Source organism: Pelomonas sp. Root1444 (assembly GCF_001426885.1).
Lineage (GTDB): Bacteria > Pseudomonadota > Gammaproteobacteria > Burkholderiales > Burkholderiaceae_C > Pelomonas.
In genome coordinates, this window is sequence record NZ_LMFP01000025.1 from 1 (window position 1) to 17,295 (window position 17,295).

A 17,295-nucleotide genomic window follows, 5' to 3' on the forward strand; every position below is an offset into this window, starting at 1 on the left:
CGTGGACACAAGCATCCAGGTCCGGCTACCGGGCATCAAGGTGACTTGGGCGGACGCATACCGAGCTGCTGCGTTGGTCCGCATCGTCCGCGTCGTTCAGATCTTCGGCGGCGCTAAGCCGCACCATGCGTACCACTTCGCCGACCGGCGTGCCACGCGCATGAAGGTGCTCGTGCCTGACGGCATCGGCGTATGGCTAGCCGCGCGGCGCCTGCACCAGGGCCGTTTCGTGTGGCCTCGCGAGGTCCCTTGGGCACATGCCGCTGACGCAGCCGCAGTTGTAGGCCCTGGTGCTTGGATTGCCATGGCAGCGCGTTGAAGACGACGGCATGATCCGGTGCAGCAGAGCAGAGCAGAGCAGAGCAGAGCAGAGAGGGAGCTTCGACCTCAGCTCAATCACGACTTGCGCCTTCTGCCTGACATGCGTTCTCCGCGCGAGGGCCTGCCAGTTCGTCGAGCAACGCTTGTTGGCTCCGTCTCCACTGGCTGGGGTCCTCAGCCGGTGGCCAACCGGAAGTTCTGGCACCCTGTTGGCTCCGCGTGTGGCGTGATGTGGCATCAGACCGGCAACTCCATCCCTGCTGTATGCGCGCTCCCACTCAGCGATTCTGTTGGAGCGGCGGACATTAAGATTGCGCCAGCCTGTCGGCACGACAGGCCGTCGGGGAAGCAGTTTGGTGCATGGCGCTGGGCATGCCCAACATTTACATGGTTACATGGCACACAAGCAGTTGGTGCTTGAGCGCATCCGTTGAGCACCGGCATGTGCTCGCCGCGCATACACGGGCCCCGGATCACCAGGTCCGCAGCGCAATTCGTCGCAGTGATCGGGCCGTGAAACCCGGCGTCTAAACCGCTGGCTTAATCAGCTTAGGCGTGGAGATCGGCCAGTTGGCGTCTGACGTTTACTTCTCGAGAGCGTCAAGTATCTTGGTCACAACTTCAACGTTGTTCATGTAGCCGGCGATGCCGTGGCGGTTGTCGGTCTGGTTCCGCACGGCGTCATTGTTGGCAATGGTTCTGCCGACAGGAAAGTTCTCCCGATCGAGCGGATAGAGCGCCACCACGTCGCGCTTGTCAAAGGCGTTGTACCAACTCTGAATCGCCGTTGGGTACGACAGCGGCCGAAACGGATCGCGAACCGCTCTGACGGCTAGCGGCGACCCCAGAGTGACGAGAAGCGGTACGCGTAGGTTGCGGCGCTCGCTCGCCAGAATGCTGTAGGTAACGACGGTACCCAAAGAGTGCGAGACGACAATCGTAGGGTAGTCTTCCCCAAACCCGCCGCTGACGACCCGGTCAATTGCGGTGCGAACTCCTGGCTTCGTCACGTACAGGAAAACATCGCGCATGAACGCTTCGAGCGTCACCGGACCCATGCCAGGCACCTTCTTGTCCAGGGCTCTCAGGATTGCCTGAACCCACCGCCAGTTCTGAGGACCTCGCTCAGCCGGAATTTCACCATACTCAGCTTGCACTTCCTCATCGGTCACACCTGCCTTATTTCTCAACTCATCGACGAACTGTGCCTGGAACTCCTGAAACTCGCGATCAGGCTCCGAGCCGCGGTTCTGAATGTCGGTAGACAATGGAATCTGAGCTGCCCGGGCGAATTCGTCCAACTTGTCGCCGTAGAACGGCATATCGACAATCGTCGTCGCCGGCACCGACCTGCCGATTGATGCGGCAGTTTTCGTGAGCAAATCGAACCACTCTACCTTCAGTTCTTCCGGGATTCGGCCACCCTGAGAACGTCCGTGGACGAACAGCAGACGCTTCGGCGTGCCGTGCTGAGCAAGAACGTTTGGTGCCGCAAGCCCGGCGGCAGCGGCTTGTACGAGGAGGCGTCTACGCATAGGTCCCTTCTCCGGTTGTGCGCTAGCGAATCTGATCGCTACTCATCGCTCTGGCAGCAAACTCAACGCCTTCGCGACGAAGTGTCAACCACAAGGCGTTGCGCATGTTGTCTCTCATCGCAGCCAACTCTTCACTGACTCGAACGCCTTTGACCCGGAGCAGGCTCCAGCCCTGAGACAGCATCGGAACAAAGGGCAACGTGTCCTGGCCCGCGTCTCGTCCTTGCAGTTCTCCAGCGAGCATGGCGGTATCGAAGAGCTTGATTCCCGACAAGTTGCTCCGCATGGCATCGTTGACCGAACGCAACTGTCCCGGCAGGCCCGCATCAAAATAGGCATATGCCGCGTACAAGCCGAGCGTCGGGTCGATGCCCTTGAGCATCCGTATGCGGTCGGCCATGTTCCGGGCAATCGACTCTCTGCTGTTCTTCGGCGCTTCGATTCTAAAAGCTCCGAAGCGCGCGCTGGCAGCCACCACCGCGTGAAGTTCGTCGAGCCGTTTGCGCTCGGACTCGTATGACCGATAGAGAGGACTTGACCGAGCGGGGACGTAGCTAACATTGTTCACGCCAGCTTCGTCGACAGTGATGCTGCCAACGAAGCCATCAAGCGCAGCGAGAACGCTGCCGTCGCCGTTGCTGAACTGAATGCAAACACTGGCTGCTGGACGGTGCAAAAGCTGGACCTCGATGAGTGCGCACGGCCTAGGAGGATCACCGCTGTTGACAAACTCTGCGATGACGCCAGCCGGCGCTATTACGCGCTGGACATGTGCGCCGAATATCGAGAACCCGCACCTGGCGCTGAGCTTGTCCGAGAAGCCTCGCGCATTGGCGACGTTGCGAGTGGCCGCGTCGAATCCACTTTCGCGCCCAACACGAGAGAGACCAGCAGTGTCGACCTGAGGTCGCCAACCCGTTGCGAAGACTTTGAGTCCCGTCATGTCCAACCGCGCTCGCGCTAACGTTTGAATGTCGGCAACGCTTTGCGCAGCAAGCCCCCTGGAGCGGTGGCCTGCAGGCAGGAACTTGCCGATATAAGTCAACTCTCCTGAAACGACCTGCGTCTCCGGACGCTGCTTCAACGTAATCGACGCCTGTGCCGCACGCAAAGGCACCTCTCGTGCAAGGAAGTCTTTGAGCTTCGCGTTTGGCACAACCATCAGGTCGCCCATAGGGCGCAGCATGTCAGCACTGGCGTTGCGATAGGCGTCTAAGAACGTCGCGGTATAAACGCCCTCGTACGCGGATGCGCTCTGTTCGACGGGAACTTCCCACGAGGGATCGCCGACTAGGGTTGCGAGAAACTGGTCTACATCAGACGGCACAGGAGGGGCGCTGCGCGCGTTCGGAAAAATCAAGCTGCCGCGAACACGCTCAGTTCGAAGGCTGTCTGACCTCGAGCGGCAAGCGTCGGAGATGAAGACGACGTTCGGAATGCCGGACTGGCGAGCGAGTGAGATGCTTTCAATCAAACTCACGGCCTCGTTAGGATTGTCCGGTGCCCCCGAGAGCATCCAATGCTCGGAGTAGCCGTTGATGAATCCGTGGCCGGCGAAGTAGATCACCAGTTGCTTGATGGTGCCGCTATCAACCAGGAGACGAACCGCCGCGAACACTTGGGCGACGGTCACAGGTTCGGGATCGTCTACAAGCTCCACTACCGGATCGAAGCCTTCGCCCCGTAGCCAGGCGGCCACGTTACGAGCTCCACGAGCGGCAGCTCTCAGAGGACGAAGGTCTCCTGCGCGGTCGACACCAATGACGACAGCCGCCCTAGTTGGAGAAGGTTGCGCATGACCGCGGATAGCAGCGACCGACGCTGCACCCAGTACGAGACTTCGCCGCCGCATATACGCACCCCCTTAGAGGAAATGTTGCACATCGCAGCGTCGCATGCATCCCTAGTAATGGCTAGGTCGCGCAGCATGGCCTCAACCGCGTGCTTTGAACCGCCCCCGGGATCCGTGGAGTGTTCCCGCCGACGCCAGATTGACCCGGGGGCGCCGAGCTTCGGTTGACCCGTCCAAACAACGTCGGTTGCCGAGCAACGATGTCAAGCGACGTTGCAATCGCCGGGTCAGTCGGTGGTCGGCAGAACTCCCGCAAAGGGGTCAATCTGTGGCTGGCGCACACAACCGGTGGTGGAGGCAGCGGTCGCTGGCCCGCCAAGGCTCAGCGACAGCAGCCAGCCTACTGCCGTAGCTAGACGAATTTCGGCTATGGGCACATTTCTGACCAGTCCTCGTGATACGGCGGCGCCCACCCTCAGCGCGCCGGCGGGCACGGGAGCGAGTCAGCTCGCCCCTCCGTTGACCTCGTCCACCTGCCCGTTCAGCGTCCAGTAGTCGTAAAGCACGCCCAGCAGCAGCAGCCCACCGGTGAGCAGCCACAGCAGCCCGGTGAGCCATTTGCCGAGGTAGAAGCGGTGGATGCCGAAGATGCCCAGGAACGTCAGCAGCACCCAGCTCACGTTGTAGCTCTTGGGGCCAACCACGTAGCGGCGGTCGGCGTCGCGGTCCATTCCGGGGATCAGAAACAGGTCGATGATCCAGCCGACGAACAGCAGACCCAGCGTGAAGAACCACAGCGTGCCGGTGAGCTGGCGCCCGTAGTAGAAGCGGTGCGCGCCCATGAAGCCGAAGATCCAGAGCAGGTAGCCGATGGTCTTGCTGTGGGTGTCGGGATTGGCGGTCATCGCGGTTTCTGTCGTAATCGGAGGGGGGTGGACGCGCTCGAGTGTCATCCGAATGGCCCCGCCACGACCAGCGTGACCAGGCCGATTACCAGCGCCAGCGCCAGCAGCAGCACCAGAGCCGGCACCGCCAGCGCTGCGGCGACGGTCCAGCCGCTGCGGCGGCGCAGCGCCAGCACCTGCTCCGGCGGGCCCAGGCTGGCTTCGAGCAGGCGCACGTTGCGCTCGTTCGCCTTGAAGGCGAAGTCGAACAGGTCGCCGGCGACCGGCACCGCTCCAATGATCAGCTCCAGCGCCACGTTCAGCCCCATGCGCAGCAACACGCTGCCGGGCACGCGCAAACGTGCGGCCTCGAGCACGATGTACGACGACAGCACTGCGGAGACCACGTCGCCCAGCCCCGGCACCAGGCCGATCAGCCCGTCCAGGCCGATGCGGTAGCCGCCCGGCAGCGGAATCGCGCTGTCGAGTAGCCAGGCCAGGCGCTTGAGCCGCGCGCGCACGGCGGACTGGCGCTGCGCCGGTCGCGGATTAGGCGTTGGCATCGTCGAGAGGGTCCGAAGTGGGCGGCTGGCTCGCCCGGCCGCGGCCGATCACTAGTCGGACAGTGGCCGGTTTGTGACCGGTCAGGAGAGGATAGCGCGTGTGTTGCGTCGACCGGTTGACTCCGCCGCCGGGACCTCCAGTTCGCGGCCGACACCAACAGCTGCCGCTCGGCCTGGCCAGGCTCGGGCGACCGGTTCCTTAGTCAGCGAACTCATCTTGCCGACCCTGAGCTGTCACACGACGCGTCGCCCCCCTCGAACAATATATGGTGCTTTGCTGCCGTTTGACGGCGTGGAGAGAGCCCTGGGACAACCCTGCGTTCAGTGCATCCTGTTCATAGAAGCCTCTGGCAGAGGCCGCATTGCACGCAGAATTCAGGTGTTGAATTCACCGTCATTCGGGCGTAGCACTGATGAATCAGGCACTTGAAGGAGCCCCGGCTGGGTGCTTTATGCAGAAGGCAATTGCGCTAAGCAGTCTCTCGACATCAATTTGGGCGCCACGACTGCGTCTTGCTGCAGCCACCGCACTCGCCATCCTTTGGGCCCATAGCGCGAACGCTTTGAGCCTTCGCGTCGACTTTGCGGATTCCATGCGCTCAAGCGCACTGGTCGCATGGGTCGAGGTCGAGGCCAGCGAAACCATCGTGTCCGCCAACGGGCAGAGCTGCGGCGCGCGATACACGGCGCGCGTCATCCGGAGCCTCAAAGGCGCTGTGAATGGGCAACGCATTCAGTTCGGCTTCTATGGTGGGCATGCGAGAGGAACGCAGTACTTCGTCTTCCTCGACCCAACGTCGACCGTCCTTCAGCACACAACTGGAAAGGCACCTCCACCTATGGTCAGTCCCGTTCCATACCTGCCGGAGTGCGCCGCAGTTCTGCCCGGCTTCCTTGAGACAGCCGAGGGGATGGGCACGATCCCCTTAGTGATAGGCAAGTCAGCTCCTTCCAGACCCACGGTCTCGCTTCGAAGTTCATCGTACGCAATCCCGGCTCGATTGGCGGCAGCACATCACCACACAGGTCAAGTCATTGATGGCGAGCTGTGGGGCTCTGTTGAGATTGAAGCGGACGCGTTCTTTCAGTACCTGGGTTCACTCCCGTCCGGGCAATGACGCCTACCTCTCGCTGTCGGCCCAGCTTCGACGGTGAACGGCAGCTCTAGATTTGCTACTGGCTACCGATTCGGCGAATCGCTAACGACAGCTCCTGGCCGGGAGCGTCCGGTGGTACCGACACCGAAAAGCTGACTTTCTGCCGTGGCCTTAGGCATCTTCACGCGAGCCGGCCGTCATCTACATTTTTGCCGCAGACTTGGCGACTCGCTGCCAACTGCCTCCCAGACGGACTCCTACGCGCCCAGTCCGCTCTTGACCGAGTCAAGTGCTTTGCGACGCCGTCGATGCAGCAGGCTGAACATCCCCAAACCTCCTAGCAGCGTGGCATAGGCGGAAGGCTCAGGGACCGGTGCCGCCGCCCTGTAATGCAGGTCCCGAATCAACGTACCTTGCAGTGTGCGGCCATCATTCGTCAACGTGAAGGAGAACACATCGCCGTTGATCTGGTAGAGCTCGGACGTGTCTCCGGCGATACCACCGCTGTAGATGCTGTAGCTTAGCCCGCCGAAAAAGCTGGCCTCCGATTTGGCCACGTAGACGCCATACGACAGGTCGCTGCCGAGGCTGATGGCGTCGCCGACGACGAAGTCGAACTTGTCATTGATGTGGGGAACATAGTGCATCTGCGCGAACGACTCCGGACGCAAGATCACTTGGACCAGCCCATCGACGGTCACTGCGTGGTCCACAACCAGTTGGCTGTTGACGCCGTCATGCCCGGCACCACCTACATCAAGCCGCAAAGTACCGTTTGGGCCCAACGCGTAGTTCCCGGCAACCTTTGAATTCGGTCGATCTCCATCAACGTACAGCAGCCCGCCTCGCTGCACAAAGTCGCCCTTGAACTGATTGACCGTCAGTGTGCCTGCTTGAAGCTCGAAAGTTCCCCCGCTGCTGACGTCGATCTGCGTGGCGGCCACTCGGCCGCCTACCTGCTGGATCACACCAGATCCACTGGCGACCAACGTGCCAGGGGAGGACACATCGCCGGCCAACACGAGCTTGCCCGCGTCAACGTCAATCGAGCCGGTGTTGTTGACGTCCCCGTTGAGTTGCAGCGTGCCGGTGCGTACAAGCACTGAACCGGTGTTGCCAAATGCCGCACTGATGTTTGTCGCAGCTAGGCCTGAGTCTTGCACGAAGACGCCCGCGTTGCTGAAGACCCCTGCCCCGAAGAAGCTGTCACCGCCGATCTCGCTGTCAAACCTGTTCTTCTGGCCTACAAAGGGAACACCGTTTGAAACGAACGTCGATCCGGCTAGGTTGTTGAGGCGGCCGCCGTTCATGGTGATGCGGCTCTGATTGATGGCGCCACCCGCGAGGTTGAGGGTGCCGCCGGCGATGGCCGGGTATGCGCCCCAACCGTCTATGTCGCCGAAGAAGGTGGTGCCGCTGACCGTCAGGACGCCGGCGCCGCCAAGAACGCCACGCGCAAAATCGAACTTTGCTACGGTGACGGGGCTGTCCACATTGAGCATGCCCCCGGTCAGCTGGATGCTGGTTTCCTTGGCGAAAACGGTGCCGCTGTTGAGATTGAGTGTGCCGCTGTTGATCTGTAGCGCACCGCGGCCGCTGTAGCGCGCGCCTGTGGCACCCAGCGTGGTGGTGCCATCGTTAATCCTCAACGTCCCCTCGTTTGCGATGCTGGCACCGGCCAAGCTATTGGTGCCGGCCAACTCCAGCGTCGCGCCTGGCTGAGTGCTGAAGGCTCCAGCGCCGCTCACGTTTCCCCTGAGCCGCAGCGTGCCGGTCTGGACCTGCACGGAGCCGATGTTGTTGAAGACCGCGGTGACGTTGGTGGCAGTCGAGCCTGAAGCCTGCACGAAGGTGCCGGCGTTGTTGAACGTGCCCGAGGTGATGTTGTTGTCGTGTAAGCCGCTGCTCAAACCTGTGGACGTGAAGGTGGAGCCTGCCAAATTGTTGAGCGTGCCGTCGTGCTCGTAGCTCAAGTAAAGCTGGCTGCTCAGGGTGGCGCCACCTGCGAGGTTGAGCGTGCCGTTTATCGTTTGCGACCTGGACTCCCACCAAGGCGCACCGTCCTTTCCAAAGGACACCAGACCGTTCACAGTCAGAGCACTCGTGCCGCTGAGGCGACCGTCGACGAAACTCAGGTTCGGCAGCGTCAGCGCCGCATTGACGCTTAAAAAGCCGCCGTCGATCACAAACGCGCCGGTGCCGCTCACCGCTGTGTTCGAGAGCGTGGTGTTACCGCCGCTGATCTTTAGGGTGCCAGCGTTGACGATGGTGGCGCCCTCAAGGTTGTGGGCGCCACCCAGCGCCAATGTGGTGCCAGGAAGCGTACTGAAGCTGCCTGTGGAGACGCCGCCTCCGCCTAGTTCAAGCGTCCCGGTGTTGACCAGCACAGAGCCCGTGTTATTGAAGGCTGGGCCGACATAGGTCCGGGCTGCGCCGGATTCCTGACGATAGGTGCCAGCGTTGTTAAAGGTGCTGACGTATCCGCCATTGATGACATTCCCGACGTTGTTGCCTGCGTCGTCGAGCCCGTTGGACGTGAAGGTGGCCCCAGCGAGAACGGTGAGCCTTCCCCCTGGCGCGATGGAGAACGAACCATACCGGTGGGTTGCGCTGCCAGCGACGTTCAGGGCGCCCAGGATGGAGGGCGCTTCGCCGTAGAGCGACGTCCCATTGAAGGTGGTGCTGCCGCGCACTGTCAGCGCACCGGGGCCGTACAGCGCGCCGACGGAAAACCGGAGTTCGTTGATCAGCGCGTCCGCCGACAGGAACGTGTCGCGATAGTTTCTGAGCCACACAGCGTCCGTGGCGCCTGGCACGGCACGCAGGTCCCAGTTGCTGGCAGAGAACCAGTCTGAGCCGCCCTGCGAACCGACCCAGGTGTAGACCTCAGCCGATGCCTGGTTCGCCAGCAAGGCGAGCAGGACCGCGGGCAGCGCTCGACGGGAACGCCTGCGGGGATTCTGAAATCCGTGTACTTGAAGTGTCTTCATATAGTTGTTCGCTCCCGCGCGCACGTTGCTTATCGCAACGATTCTGCTGAGTGCCGCATGACACTTCGGTGGACGGAGATGGACCGAATGGGGGGGCGGGTTAACGAGCGGCGCCAGGCGAAGCTCTTCAGACCTGCCGTTGATCGGCGTGGGGACGTTGGACCTCAGGCGTCACAGGGGCGAGTTCCGCCGAGCGTCAGGTCTTGGATGTGCGGCGGTCACTCAGCCTGCGGGGCGTCGAAAGACAGTTTCCGGCGGCAGCGGTCATCGGACTACCAAAACTGGATGTCGGCACTCAGCCTGGAGCTGTAGCTGGGTCAATTTCGGCTTTGGGCACATTGCTGCCGCGAGGACGCCGGTCGCGACCGTCAGCAATCGCTGCAGAGGTGGCGCTCGTGCGGGGCCGCCGCCGGTGCTCATGAGCACCGGATCGCGTGCTCATCACGGCCACTGGAATACACATCCCATCCACGGCGAGCAGCCGGATCCGAAGCTGCACCCACTCCTGGGCAATGCGCACGCTGGGCCAACCGACGGCACTTGGCGCGGGCCCTCTCGCCGCGCACCTGGCGCTAGACAGTGACGCTATCGACGTCGTTTGAAAATCTTCTCTACCGGACCGACGAGTTCCGAGGACTCACAGCCAAGGCCTCTCGCGAGCTTGAGGAGCGCGAGGAGTGAAGGCTGGCTCAGCCCGCGTTCGAGGCGGCTGATGTACGAGCGCTCAATTCCCGTTTCAAGGGCCAGCGCTTCTTGAGACATTCCAGCTTGAAGACGACGCGCCTTCGCCGCACGACCGAAAGCCCTGGCAACGCCTTCGTCGAGGCTGCTGTAACCCTTGGGGCGGCCAGGCTTGGGAGCGTTCTTGGGGCGGACGGGCATCCGCCAAAGGGTCCAAGAACCGAGCTATCTACGCCACGTTATAGATAACTCAGAACAACGTCGTTTGCCTCAGGATGGCGGCCGCTGAGATGCCTTTCTTCGCAGTACGCGCAGCTGAGACGCGCCGTACGGACCAAGCTCGGCATGCAGCTCACTGATGAACTTGATGAAGTCGATTTCGAGCGCAAGCAGCCATTCACGCAGCTCGATGACATCGAGCCTGCGTTCGCCGCTTTCAACCTTGCTCACGAGAGCTTGATCGCGCCCTAGGCGGTCAGCCAGGTCAGCCTGGCGCATGCGCTTGCCTAGACGTGCAAGCTGAAGCTTCTCCAGGAAGACTTCGTTGTGACGGGTGTGCAGAGTCTTGGCCATGATTGTTTCCGCCCGGACCCTAGCGCATGTCTAGCCGTATTCGGTAAGCGCATTTTTTTCCACACACGGGCGCGCTTGTGATCGACAGCGGTTGGATCACTCGGAAGATGTCCGTCAGAATGTCCTGGGTTATCTATACCTCAGCGGCTGGTGTTCCAGTGCCGACCATCTTCCATCTATGTTCGTTTCCCGTCCGCATTACGAGCGCGCCCTACCGGCAGGTCTTGAACATCCGGCTGCTAGGCAATGGCGGATTGTTGAACTGGCGCTAAACGCACCCTGGTTTCTGCTCTCGTTGGAGGTGGTCGATGACGAGGAGCCGGCGCTCGGCGTCCTGCAGACGCTGTGCATCGCGTCGGACCAAGACCTTCTGAGCCTGTTGAGCGGCGTTGACCCCGCGCGCGTGAGAGGAGTTGTTTGCATGCTTCCGGCTTGGCTCTCGTCTACCGGTCAGTGGTGTTCTCGTGACGTCCGGGAGGTCTGGCAGTGCGCCTCGGATACCGGCCGCTGGATCCTGCTTGTTGACAAAGCTGGCCAACACTTCGACCTTGGCATGCGTTCCGAGAACACAGTGCCGGCAACCAGGGAGCTCGTCTTGCGGCTGAGGTCTGGCGCCACCCCATCATCCGCCTGTCTAGCAGCCGGCATCAGCAGCTCCCGTGGGTATGCCAGCTCGATCTCCACCAAGGCGTTGTTCAATGCCTCTTCAGAAGCTCGAGACGAGCGGGCTGGTGCTACGGACATGCTTTCTATACCGGAGGCGGCGCGATTGGTGGCGGTGAGAGTTGCGACCCTCCGGTCGTGGATCCGCGACGGGCGGGTAATTGCGCTTGAATTGCCACACAAAGCCTCGCGCTTGCCTCGTTGGCAATTCGAACCGGCTATGTGGGACGCGATCCCAGATATCGCGAAAGCTCTCGGCACAACACACGGTTGGGACATCCTCGGGTTCCTTGAAACGCCTTGCGGCATGCTGGACGGCGTGACGCCAAGGGAGGCCATGGAACGAGGGAGACTCCAGCGGGTTCTAGATGCTGCCTGGGCGGCATCCTTTTGAACTGATTGTTCTGAGCCGGCGATCTGCTGAGTTGATTCGACCAGCAGTGGCCTGAGGCAAGGTCCACGGGGCCGGAGTGGAAAGGATGCGAGGCCGCCAATTAGCCTAAAGGAGTTCGGATGACGTCGGTCAGAAAGCAGCGTGCCAGGGTCAATCGCATCTTTCGGGTGATGCGCCGTCGGCGGTTGGATTGCGAGCTAGAAGATCAGCTGTGGGATCGCATGCCCGCCGTAGGCCGAGAGTTCGGCAGTTCGGACTTTGAGCGGCTGATGGAGGAAGACCAGCGGCTCAAGCGGGGTGTCTTTGATCCAGTATTTTCAAGGGTGCCCGGGTTTGGCAGAGCCCCGACTTTGGAGTCTCAGGCATGAAGAGAGTTCGAGTCGCCCCCGGCAAATTCGTCACCATCCCCACCGAGTTAGCGGAGAAGGCGGCCCGCGTCTTCGGGACCGGCCTCACACGAAACCAAGTGCTTGAGTTCAAAGCTTCCGAGCCAAGGGCAGTAGCAGGCCCAATGGCGGGCTCGCCGAAGCCGCTCACCCTCGTAAATCGCTGGTTCGCGGTGATGCCCAGGGGGAAGCCGAAGCTATAAGGTGAAGCGGCTCCGCTGCAGGAGCATTCCGGTGCAAGCAGATCGGGCTGCGTTGTAGTCAGCCTGCGCCCGCAGCGCGGACCTGAGCCAGTCGACGTCGCGAATCTGCAACATCACGAACCGCGAGTGCGGAATTGCTTAGTCAGAAAAACGCCATAAAAATCAACGACTTATTGGCGTATAACAGTTGGTAGGGATCAGAACCATTCCAGGTATTTCATGGGCCGGATTGTCGCGATCCGCCGCCGGCCGCGGTGATCGCCCGGGTCAATAGCCCTGCAGCGCTTCGGCCGTCAGCGGGCGCGCCGGGGCGGTGGTCTGCAGGTGGCGCGGCAGGCTCAGGCGCAGCCCCCTGACCCACGCGGGGCAGCGGCCGTCGCCCTCGCCCGCGAAGCCCCCGCGGGGCGCGCAGACGTAGCGGCCCTCGGCGTCGTAGAGCGGGTGCGGGATGTCGCAGCAGGGTGCGGTGAACTGGTAGTAGGCCCTGCCGTCGGCATGTTCCAGCCGCATGATGTCGGTCACGCGCCGGGTCGTGCCGTCCTCGTAGCTGCGGATGCGCTCCAGCACCGCGGGGTCGGGCAGCCCCAGCGGCAAGACGGCCTCGCTGCCGAACGCCGTCAGCAGCAGCGGGATGGCGGCGGCCACCGGCAGGGCGGCGGCAGCGGCGAGGCGCCAGGGGTGGCGTGGCGAGGGCATCTGCATGGCGGCGCAGTATGACTGCGTCAGCCGGCGGGCGCCACGCGCTCGGCCTGCGCCTTCATCGCGGCCAGGCCGGCCTGGATCATCTCGGCGATGGCCGGCGCCAGTGCATCGGGCAGCAGGTCGGCGATCCAGACGACGCGACAGCGCCCGTCGCCCGCGTCGAACACCTGGGCCGAAGCGTTGTGGTGCGTCAGCCGCCCGCCGGCAGCGGACCAGACGATGCGACGCAGGGCGTCGTCGACGGTGACGATGACCTCGCGCGCTTCCAGGCCGTTGGCGAAGCGGATCTTGCGGGCAGCGTCACCGTCCATCTCGCACTGCGTGACGAAGCCCGGCACGAGGCGGGTGTGCAGGGCGCCGACGTCGCGCATCGCGTCCCAGAGGGCGGCGGCGGGGGCGTCGATGAGGATGTCGCGGTGGATGGAGGCCATATCGGGTTCCTGGGAGTGACGGCGCCATGCTGGCGCAATGGCCGGCATCGCGCCGGCCACTTTCGGACATCTCCAACCGTCACCCGCGCGTCAGTAATCGAGCCACTCCATGGGCGCGACGAGGGTCGAGCCGCGGATGCGCTCCAACGTGCCGGTCAGCACGTCGATGTTGTTGTCGAAGCTGCCGTGGCAGGCGTCGATCTGATCGCCGGTCTTGGTGGTGCGGACCTTGGGGGCCTCGACGCGGTGCAGCAGCGGGCCACCGGGCCAGAGCTTGAGCCACGCGGCGATGTCGACGGTCGCCGCGCTGGCCCATTGGTCCTCGGCCCAGGCCCGCTCGGGCTTGACGAGCGCACGCTCCATGCCCAGCAGCGGCTGCTTGCGCACATCGTCCAGCGCGCGCGAGACGAGGTAGAGCAGCGACTTGCCGTAGATGTCGCGCCCCGGCGTGGGCAGGCCGTCGGCGCGTTCGTTGGCGTCGGTCAGCACGTGCAGGCGCAGGTCCTGCAGCGACAGCACGCCGGCCTGGCTGGCGCCGCCGTAGTGCTTGACCGCAAAGCCGCTGGAGCAGGCGGCGGCATAGAGCTCGCAGCTGGCGGCGCGCAGCGGATCTGGGCCGGCCAAGCGGTCGAGCAGGTGGCCCAGCAGGATGGAGCCGGCCGAATGGCCGACGAGGTGGATTTCCAGCGTCTTGCCGTTCTTGGCGAGCGCATCGCGCAGCTCGCGCAGCATGCGGGCGGTGAGGTCCAGCGCGTGGTCTGCCATGGCGCCGCCCGCGGCGTTCTCGCGCATCTCGCTCCAGATGCCGCGCGCGAACTGGCGGCCCACGGCCTCGATGGCGCGGTCCTTGGCCTCGGCGGCGGCCTCGCGCAGCCGGTCCAGCCAGCCCTCGCTGCGGTCGTCCGAGTCGATGATGCGGTGCTTCAGGTCCTCCAGCATGTATTTGACGGTCTCGCCCGGGCCGGTCTTCCAGGTGAAGAACAGCGGGTAGATGCCGTTGGCCAGGAAGTAGGGCGCCAGCACGCGGTTGCGCTGCACCGAGCCGATCTCTGAGTTCAGGCCGCCGTGCGCATAAAGGGCCAGCCTGACGGTCTTGTCCTTGCTGCCCTTGAACCAGGCAGCGGGGCGCTCGACGACGAGCTCGCGTGCCAGGCCCACGCGGTCGTTGCGGGCGCGGGTGAAGTCGGTGGACATCAGCTGCCCGTCGTTGCCCGAGACCAGCGTGTGTGTGTAGGCCTCGTCGGTGCGCAGCGGCTGGTAGGGCTTGTGCGCGAAGACGTGGTTGAAGGGCCAGGGGTCGTCGGACGGATTGGCGTCGACGCGCAAGGTGGCGCCGACGTCGCTGAGGCCGCGGCCGGCCATGACGCGAAAGCCGCTGGCCGCCGGGGCTGCCTTGCCAGCCTTGCCTGCCTTGGCGCCGGCCGGCGGGCGCGCCTTCAGGTCCGACAGGTCCTGCGGCACGCCCAGCGCCACGGCCCAGGCGTCGGTGCCGTTGGTGACCCAGTCCTCGTACGGCAGCACCGCGAAGCCGCTGGCGCCCCAGCCGGTGCCCCAGCTGTTCTGCACGACAAAGCCGCGCTCGTTGAAGCCCACCAGCGCGAAGGCATGGCCGCCGCTCTTGCGCGTCATGCGCGCGATGCGCGGCAGCTTGTCGTGGCTGCCCGGCTGGGCGGCGGCATCCAGTGCCCAGCCGTCGTGCACGTCGGCCGACACGTAGACCGCGCCGATCTCGTAGATGGCCGCCTGCATGTCGACGACGCTCTTCTTGTCGACGCGGTAGTACACGCCCAGCGGCCGCCCGGTGGCGTCGTCGTCCCAGCCGGCTGCAGGGCGCTCGAAGATGCCGGCGCCGTCCTTGCCGAGCGGGTAGGGCCACAGCGCGGATGAGCACACGCCGTGCTTGTGCCAGCCCTTGAGCGCACCGCGGCAGGACGAGCCCTCGTAGTCCTGGCCCGGCCATTCGTCGTAGAGCTTGGCGAGCTCGTAGAACATGCGCGGGCTGACCGGCTCGGGCGCCGTGCGGGCGCGCGGCGTGGCGTTGAGATGACGCAGCCAGTAGAGGTAGTTGGTGACACAGGCCAGGCCGAAGCCGGTGCAAGCGCCCTCGTTGCCCTGGTTGAGGATGCGGCCCGACTTCACATAGGCCGGCAGCAGCCGCTTCAGGTCGGCATCCAGCGGCCAGCGCGGCGGCAGCGAGCGCAGCGGCGAGCGGTAGACGAGGTCGCGCAGGTCCAGCCGGTCGGGGCGGGCATCGAGTTTGGGGATGGGGACGGCGTTCGCGGCGGCCTTCTTGGCGGCGGCTGGGGTTCTTTGGGGGGCCATGCTGAGGTCTCCTGGGCGTCCTGCGACGACGGCGGATCATGGCGGCGTGCCGGGCCCTCGACAAGCACGCGTGCGAGACTGATCCCCATGTTTAAGGTCTGCATCGTCGGCCTCGGGGCCATCGGCGGCTGGCTGGCCGCGCACCTGCAACGCGTCGAGGGCGTGAGCGTCTGCGCACTCGCGCGCGGCGAGACGCTCGCTGCGGTGCGCGAGCACGGCCTCACGCTGGACAGCGGCGGGTCCACGCTCAGCGCCCCGCTGCGCGTCAGCAGCGACCCGGCCGAGTTGGGGCCGCAGGACCTCGTCATCCTCGCCGTCAAGGGGCCGGCCATCGCCGGCGTGGCCGCCCAGGTGGCGGCCCTGTGCGGCCCGCAGACCCGCGTGCTCACGGCGCTCAACGGCCTGCCGTGGTGGTTCCCGGCCGGGCTGCCGGTGCCGGGCCTTGCGCTGCGGAGCGTGGACCCCGATGGCCGCATCGCGGCGCTGATCCCGCCGCAGCGCGTCATCGGCTGCGTCGTGCATGCGAGCTGCTGCGTGGAGAAGCCGGGCCACATCCGGCATGTGATGGGCAACGGCTTGCTGATTGGCGAGGCGACGGGCGGCGCGAGCGATTCGGTCCATGAACTGGCCGCGGTGCTGGTGCAGGCCGGCTTTGGCGCCAAGGCGGTGGACAGCATCCAGCGCGAGGTCTTCTACAAGCTGTGGGGCAACATGACGACCAACCCGGTCTCCGCCCTGACCCGCGCAACGACCGACCGCATCCTGGCCGACGACCTGGTGCGCGAGTTCACGACGGCCCTCATGCGCGAGGCGGCGGTGATAGGTGACCGCGTCGGCTGCCCGATCGCGCAGTCACCTCAGGACCGCCATGCCATCACGCGGTCGCTGGGCGCGTTCAAGACGTCGATGCTGCAGGACATCGAAGCCGGCCGGCCGATCGAGACCGACGCACTGCTCAGTGCGCCACGCGAGCTGGCTCAGCAGCTGGGCGTGGCGACGCCGATGCTGGATGCGCTGCTGGGGCTGACGCGGTTGATGGACGCGTGCCGGTCTACGTAGCGGCCGAAGGCCTCGGCATCGGCGGGCGGCTGGACCCAGCGGCGATGCAACTTGCGGCTGGCACGCGCCGCGGCCGTGAAGGCCGCCTCGTCGGCCGCCGTGACCGCGCGGATCACCGCCCCAGCGGCGCGATGCCCAGCCAGGCCGCATGCGCCCAGAAGGCAAAGAAGGCCCACAGCGCCAAGCCGACGACCACGGTGGCGGCGGTGCCTGCCGCGGTCGGGGTGGCGGCTGCGGGCGCCGGCCGCCGCCGCGCGGCGCGGAAGACGATGATGGACCAGACCAGGAAGCTGCCGAACAGCATCACGTCGGCCAGCGTGTTGTTGGCGATCAGGTGGGCGAACGCCCAGACCTTGACCGACAGCGTCATCGGATGCTGCAGCTTCGCCTTGAAATGGTTGCGCGGCACATAAGCCGCGGCCATCAGGATCATGGCGACGAGCACCAGCAACGCCGCGAGGTGGTTCATGCCGCGGATGGGCGCCCACAGCACGACGGGGGTGAGCCGGGCCTGCGAGTAGCCCCACAGGATCAGCCCGAAGCCGAGCAGCGACAGCACGGTGTACAGGCCCTTCCAGCGTTTCTCGCCGAGGCGGGCGATCTGCGCGTCGCGCCATTGGGGCGCCAGCGCGCGGGTGAGGTGGATGCCGAGGAAGAGGGCAAGGCCGAGAGCGAGCCAGGTCATCGAAGGTCTCCGTT

The 17,295-nt window shown here is 64.4% G+C and carries 14 protein-coding genes; 3 read left to right on the top strand and 11 right to left on the bottom strand.

Annotation, left to right across the window (positions count from 1 at the left end; translation table 11 throughout):
• On the top strand, window positions 1-319 hold a 319-nt coding region (tnpB, locus tag ASD35_RS16215; RefSeq protein WP_162254476.1), incomplete at its 5' end, for an IS66 family insertion sequence element accessory protein TnpB.
• Window positions 320-905: 586 nt separating this feature from the next.
• On the opposite strand, the gene ASD35_RS16220 is transcribed toward tnpB, so the two are convergent.
• The 7 genes from ASD35_RS16220 to ASD35_RS16245 all read right to left on the bottom strand — a co-directional run bounded on the left by ASD35_RS16220 (window position 906) and on the right by ASD35_RS16245 (window position 10,436).
• Window positions 906-1,856, bottom strand: coding sequence for an alpha/beta hydrolase (locus ASD35_RS16220; protein ID WP_157275608.1), 951 nt, complete (start codon window positions 1,854-1,856; stop codon window positions 906-908).
• A gap of 22 nt (window positions 1,857-1,878) precedes the next feature.
• Entirely contained in the window at window positions 1,879-3,708 is a 1,830-nt protein-coding gene (locus ASD35_RS26730; protein ID WP_082580209.1) for a caspase family protein, read from the bottom strand.
• A gap of 443 nt (window positions 3,709-4,151) precedes the next feature.
• Complete coding sequence (locus ASD35_RS16230) at window positions 4,152-4,553, bottom strand: TM2 domain-containing protein (protein ID WP_056876006.1); 402 nt, start codon at window positions 4,551-4,553, stop codon at window positions 4,152-4,154.
• Between the two features lie 44 nt (window positions 4,554-4,597).
• Window positions 4,598-5,095, bottom strand: a complete 498-nt coding sequence (locus tag ASD35_RS16235; RefSeq protein WP_056876007.1) for a DUF4112 domain-containing protein — start codon at window positions 5,093-5,095, stop codon at window positions 4,598-4,600.
• Between the two features lie 1,354 nt (window positions 5,096-6,449).
• Window positions 6,450-9,182: a PEP-CTERM sorting domain-containing protein gene (locus tag ASD35_RS16240; RefSeq protein WP_157275609.1), complete on the bottom strand. Its 2,733-nt coding sequence runs from the start codon at window positions 9,180-9,182 to the stop codon at window positions 6,450-6,452.
• 585 nt (window positions 9,183-9,767) lie between these two features.
• Window positions 9,768-10,064: a helix-turn-helix transcriptional regulator gene (locus ASD35_RS28590; protein ID WP_082580210.1), complete on the bottom strand. Its 297-nt coding sequence runs from the start codon at window positions 10,062-10,064 to the stop codon at window positions 9,768-9,770.
• A gap of 69 nt (window positions 10,065-10,133) precedes the next feature.
• Window positions 10,134-10,436, bottom strand: a complete 303-nt coding sequence (locus ASD35_RS16245; protein WP_056876009.1) for a helix-turn-helix domain-containing protein — start codon at window positions 10,434-10,436, stop codon at window positions 10,134-10,136.
• Window positions 10,437-10,614: 178 nt separating this feature from the next.
• Between ASD35_RS16245 and ASD35_RS27300 the strand changes: the two genes are divergently transcribed.
• Window positions 10,615-11,493 carry a hypothetical protein gene (locus tag ASD35_RS27300; RefSeq protein WP_157275610.1) on the top strand — a complete coding sequence of 293 codons (879 nt, stop codon included), beginning with the start codon at window positions 10,615-10,617 and terminating at the stop codon, window positions 11,491-11,493.
• A gap of 856 nt (window positions 11,494-12,349) precedes the next feature.
• Here the strand turns inward: ASD35_RS27300 and ASD35_RS16250 are convergent.
• From ASD35_RS16250 to ASD35_RS16260, 3 genes are all read right to left on the bottom strand, one after another.
• A complete protein-coding gene (locus ASD35_RS16250) occupies window positions 12,350-12,784 on the bottom strand; it encodes a hypothetical protein (protein WP_056876010.1) in 435 nt (144 codons plus the stop codon).
• Between the two features lie 20 nt (window positions 12,785-12,804).
• Window positions 12,805-13,215 carry an SRPBCC family protein gene (locus ASD35_RS16255; protein ID WP_056876011.1) on the bottom strand — a complete coding sequence of 137 codons (411 nt, stop codon included), beginning with the start codon at window positions 13,213-13,215 and terminating at the stop codon, window positions 12,805-12,807.
• Window positions 13,216-13,305: 90 nt separating this feature from the next.
• Complete coding sequence (locus ASD35_RS16260; RefSeq protein ID WP_056876012.1) at window positions 13,306-15,537, bottom strand: C1 family peptidase; 2,232 nt, start codon at window positions 15,535-15,537, stop codon at window positions 13,306-13,308.
• An 87-nt stretch (window positions 15,538-15,624) separates the two neighbouring features.
• Between ASD35_RS16260 and ASD35_RS16265 the strand changes: the two genes are divergently transcribed.
• A complete protein-coding gene (locus tag ASD35_RS16265) occupies window positions 15,625-16,596 on the top strand; it encodes a 2-dehydropantoate 2-reductase (RefSeq protein WP_056876013.1) in 972 nt (323 codons plus the stop codon).
• Window positions 16,597-16,708: 112 nt separating this feature from the next.
• Here ASD35_RS16265 and ASD35_RS16270 read toward each other — a convergent pair whose 3' ends face one another.
• On the bottom strand, window positions 16,709-17,281 hold the full coding sequence (locus ASD35_RS16270; protein WP_056876014.1) for an NnrU family protein: 573 nt from the start codon (window positions 17,279-17,281) through the stop codon (window positions 16,709-16,711).
• Between the last annotated feature and the right edge of the window lie 14 nt (window positions 17,282-17,295).

What these genes read in the sequence shown, in the direction of transcription:
- ASD35_RS16245 (WP_056876009.1), bottom strand. Translation starts at nt 10,436, where the DNA reads ATGGCCAAGACTCTGCACACCCGTCACAACGAAGTCTTCCTGGAGAAG.
- ASD35_RS16270 (WP_056876014.1), bottom strand. Translation starts at nt 17,281, where the DNA reads ATGACCTGGCTCGCTCTCGGCCTTGCCCTCTTCCTCGGCATCCACCTC.
- ASD35_RS16265 (WP_056876013.1), top strand. Translation starts at nt 15,625, where the DNA reads ATGTTTAAGGTCTGCATCGTCGGCCTCGGGGCCATCGGCGGCTGGCTG.
- ASD35_RS16250 (WP_056876010.1), bottom strand. Translation starts at nt 12,784, where the DNA reads ATGCAGATGCCCTCGCCACGCCACCCCTGGCGCCTCGCCGCTGCCGCC.
- ASD35_RS26730 (WP_082580209.1), bottom strand. Translation starts at nt 3,708, where the DNA reads ATGCGGCGGCGAAGTCTCGTACTGGGTGCAGCGTCGGTCGCTGCTATC.
- ASD35_RS27300 (WP_157275610.1), top strand. Translation starts at nt 10,615, where the DNA reads ATGTTCGTTTCCCGTCCGCATTACGAGCGCGCCCTACCGGCAGGTCTT.
- ASD35_RS16220 (WP_157275608.1), bottom strand. Translation starts at nt 1,856, where the DNA reads ATGCGTAGACGCCTCCTCGTACAAGCCGCTGCCGCCGGGCTTGCGGCA.
- ASD35_RS16235 (WP_056876007.1), bottom strand. Translation starts at nt 5,095, where the DNA reads ATGCCAACGCCTAATCCGCGACCGGCGCAGCGCCAGTCCGCCGTGCGC.
- ASD35_RS16230 (WP_056876006.1), bottom strand. Translation starts at nt 4,553, where the DNA reads ATGACCGCCAATCCCGACACCCACAGCAAGACCATCGGCTACCTGCTC.
- ASD35_RS16255 (WP_056876011.1), bottom strand. Translation starts at nt 13,215, where the DNA reads ATGGCCTCCATCCACCGCGACATCCTCATCGACGCCCCCGCCGCCGCC.
- ASD35_RS16260 (WP_056876012.1), bottom strand. Translation starts at nt 15,537, where the DNA reads ATGGCCCCCCAAAGAACCCCAGCCGCCGCCAAGAAGGCCGCCGCGAAC.
- ASD35_RS28590 (WP_082580210.1), bottom strand. Translation starts at nt 10,064, where the DNA reads ATGCCCGTCCGCCCCAAGAACGCTCCCAAGCCTGGCCGCCCCAAGGGT.
- ASD35_RS16240 (WP_157275609.1), bottom strand. Translation starts at nt 9,182, where the DNA reads ATGAAGACACTTCAAGTACACGGATTTCAGAATCCCCGCAGGCGTTCC.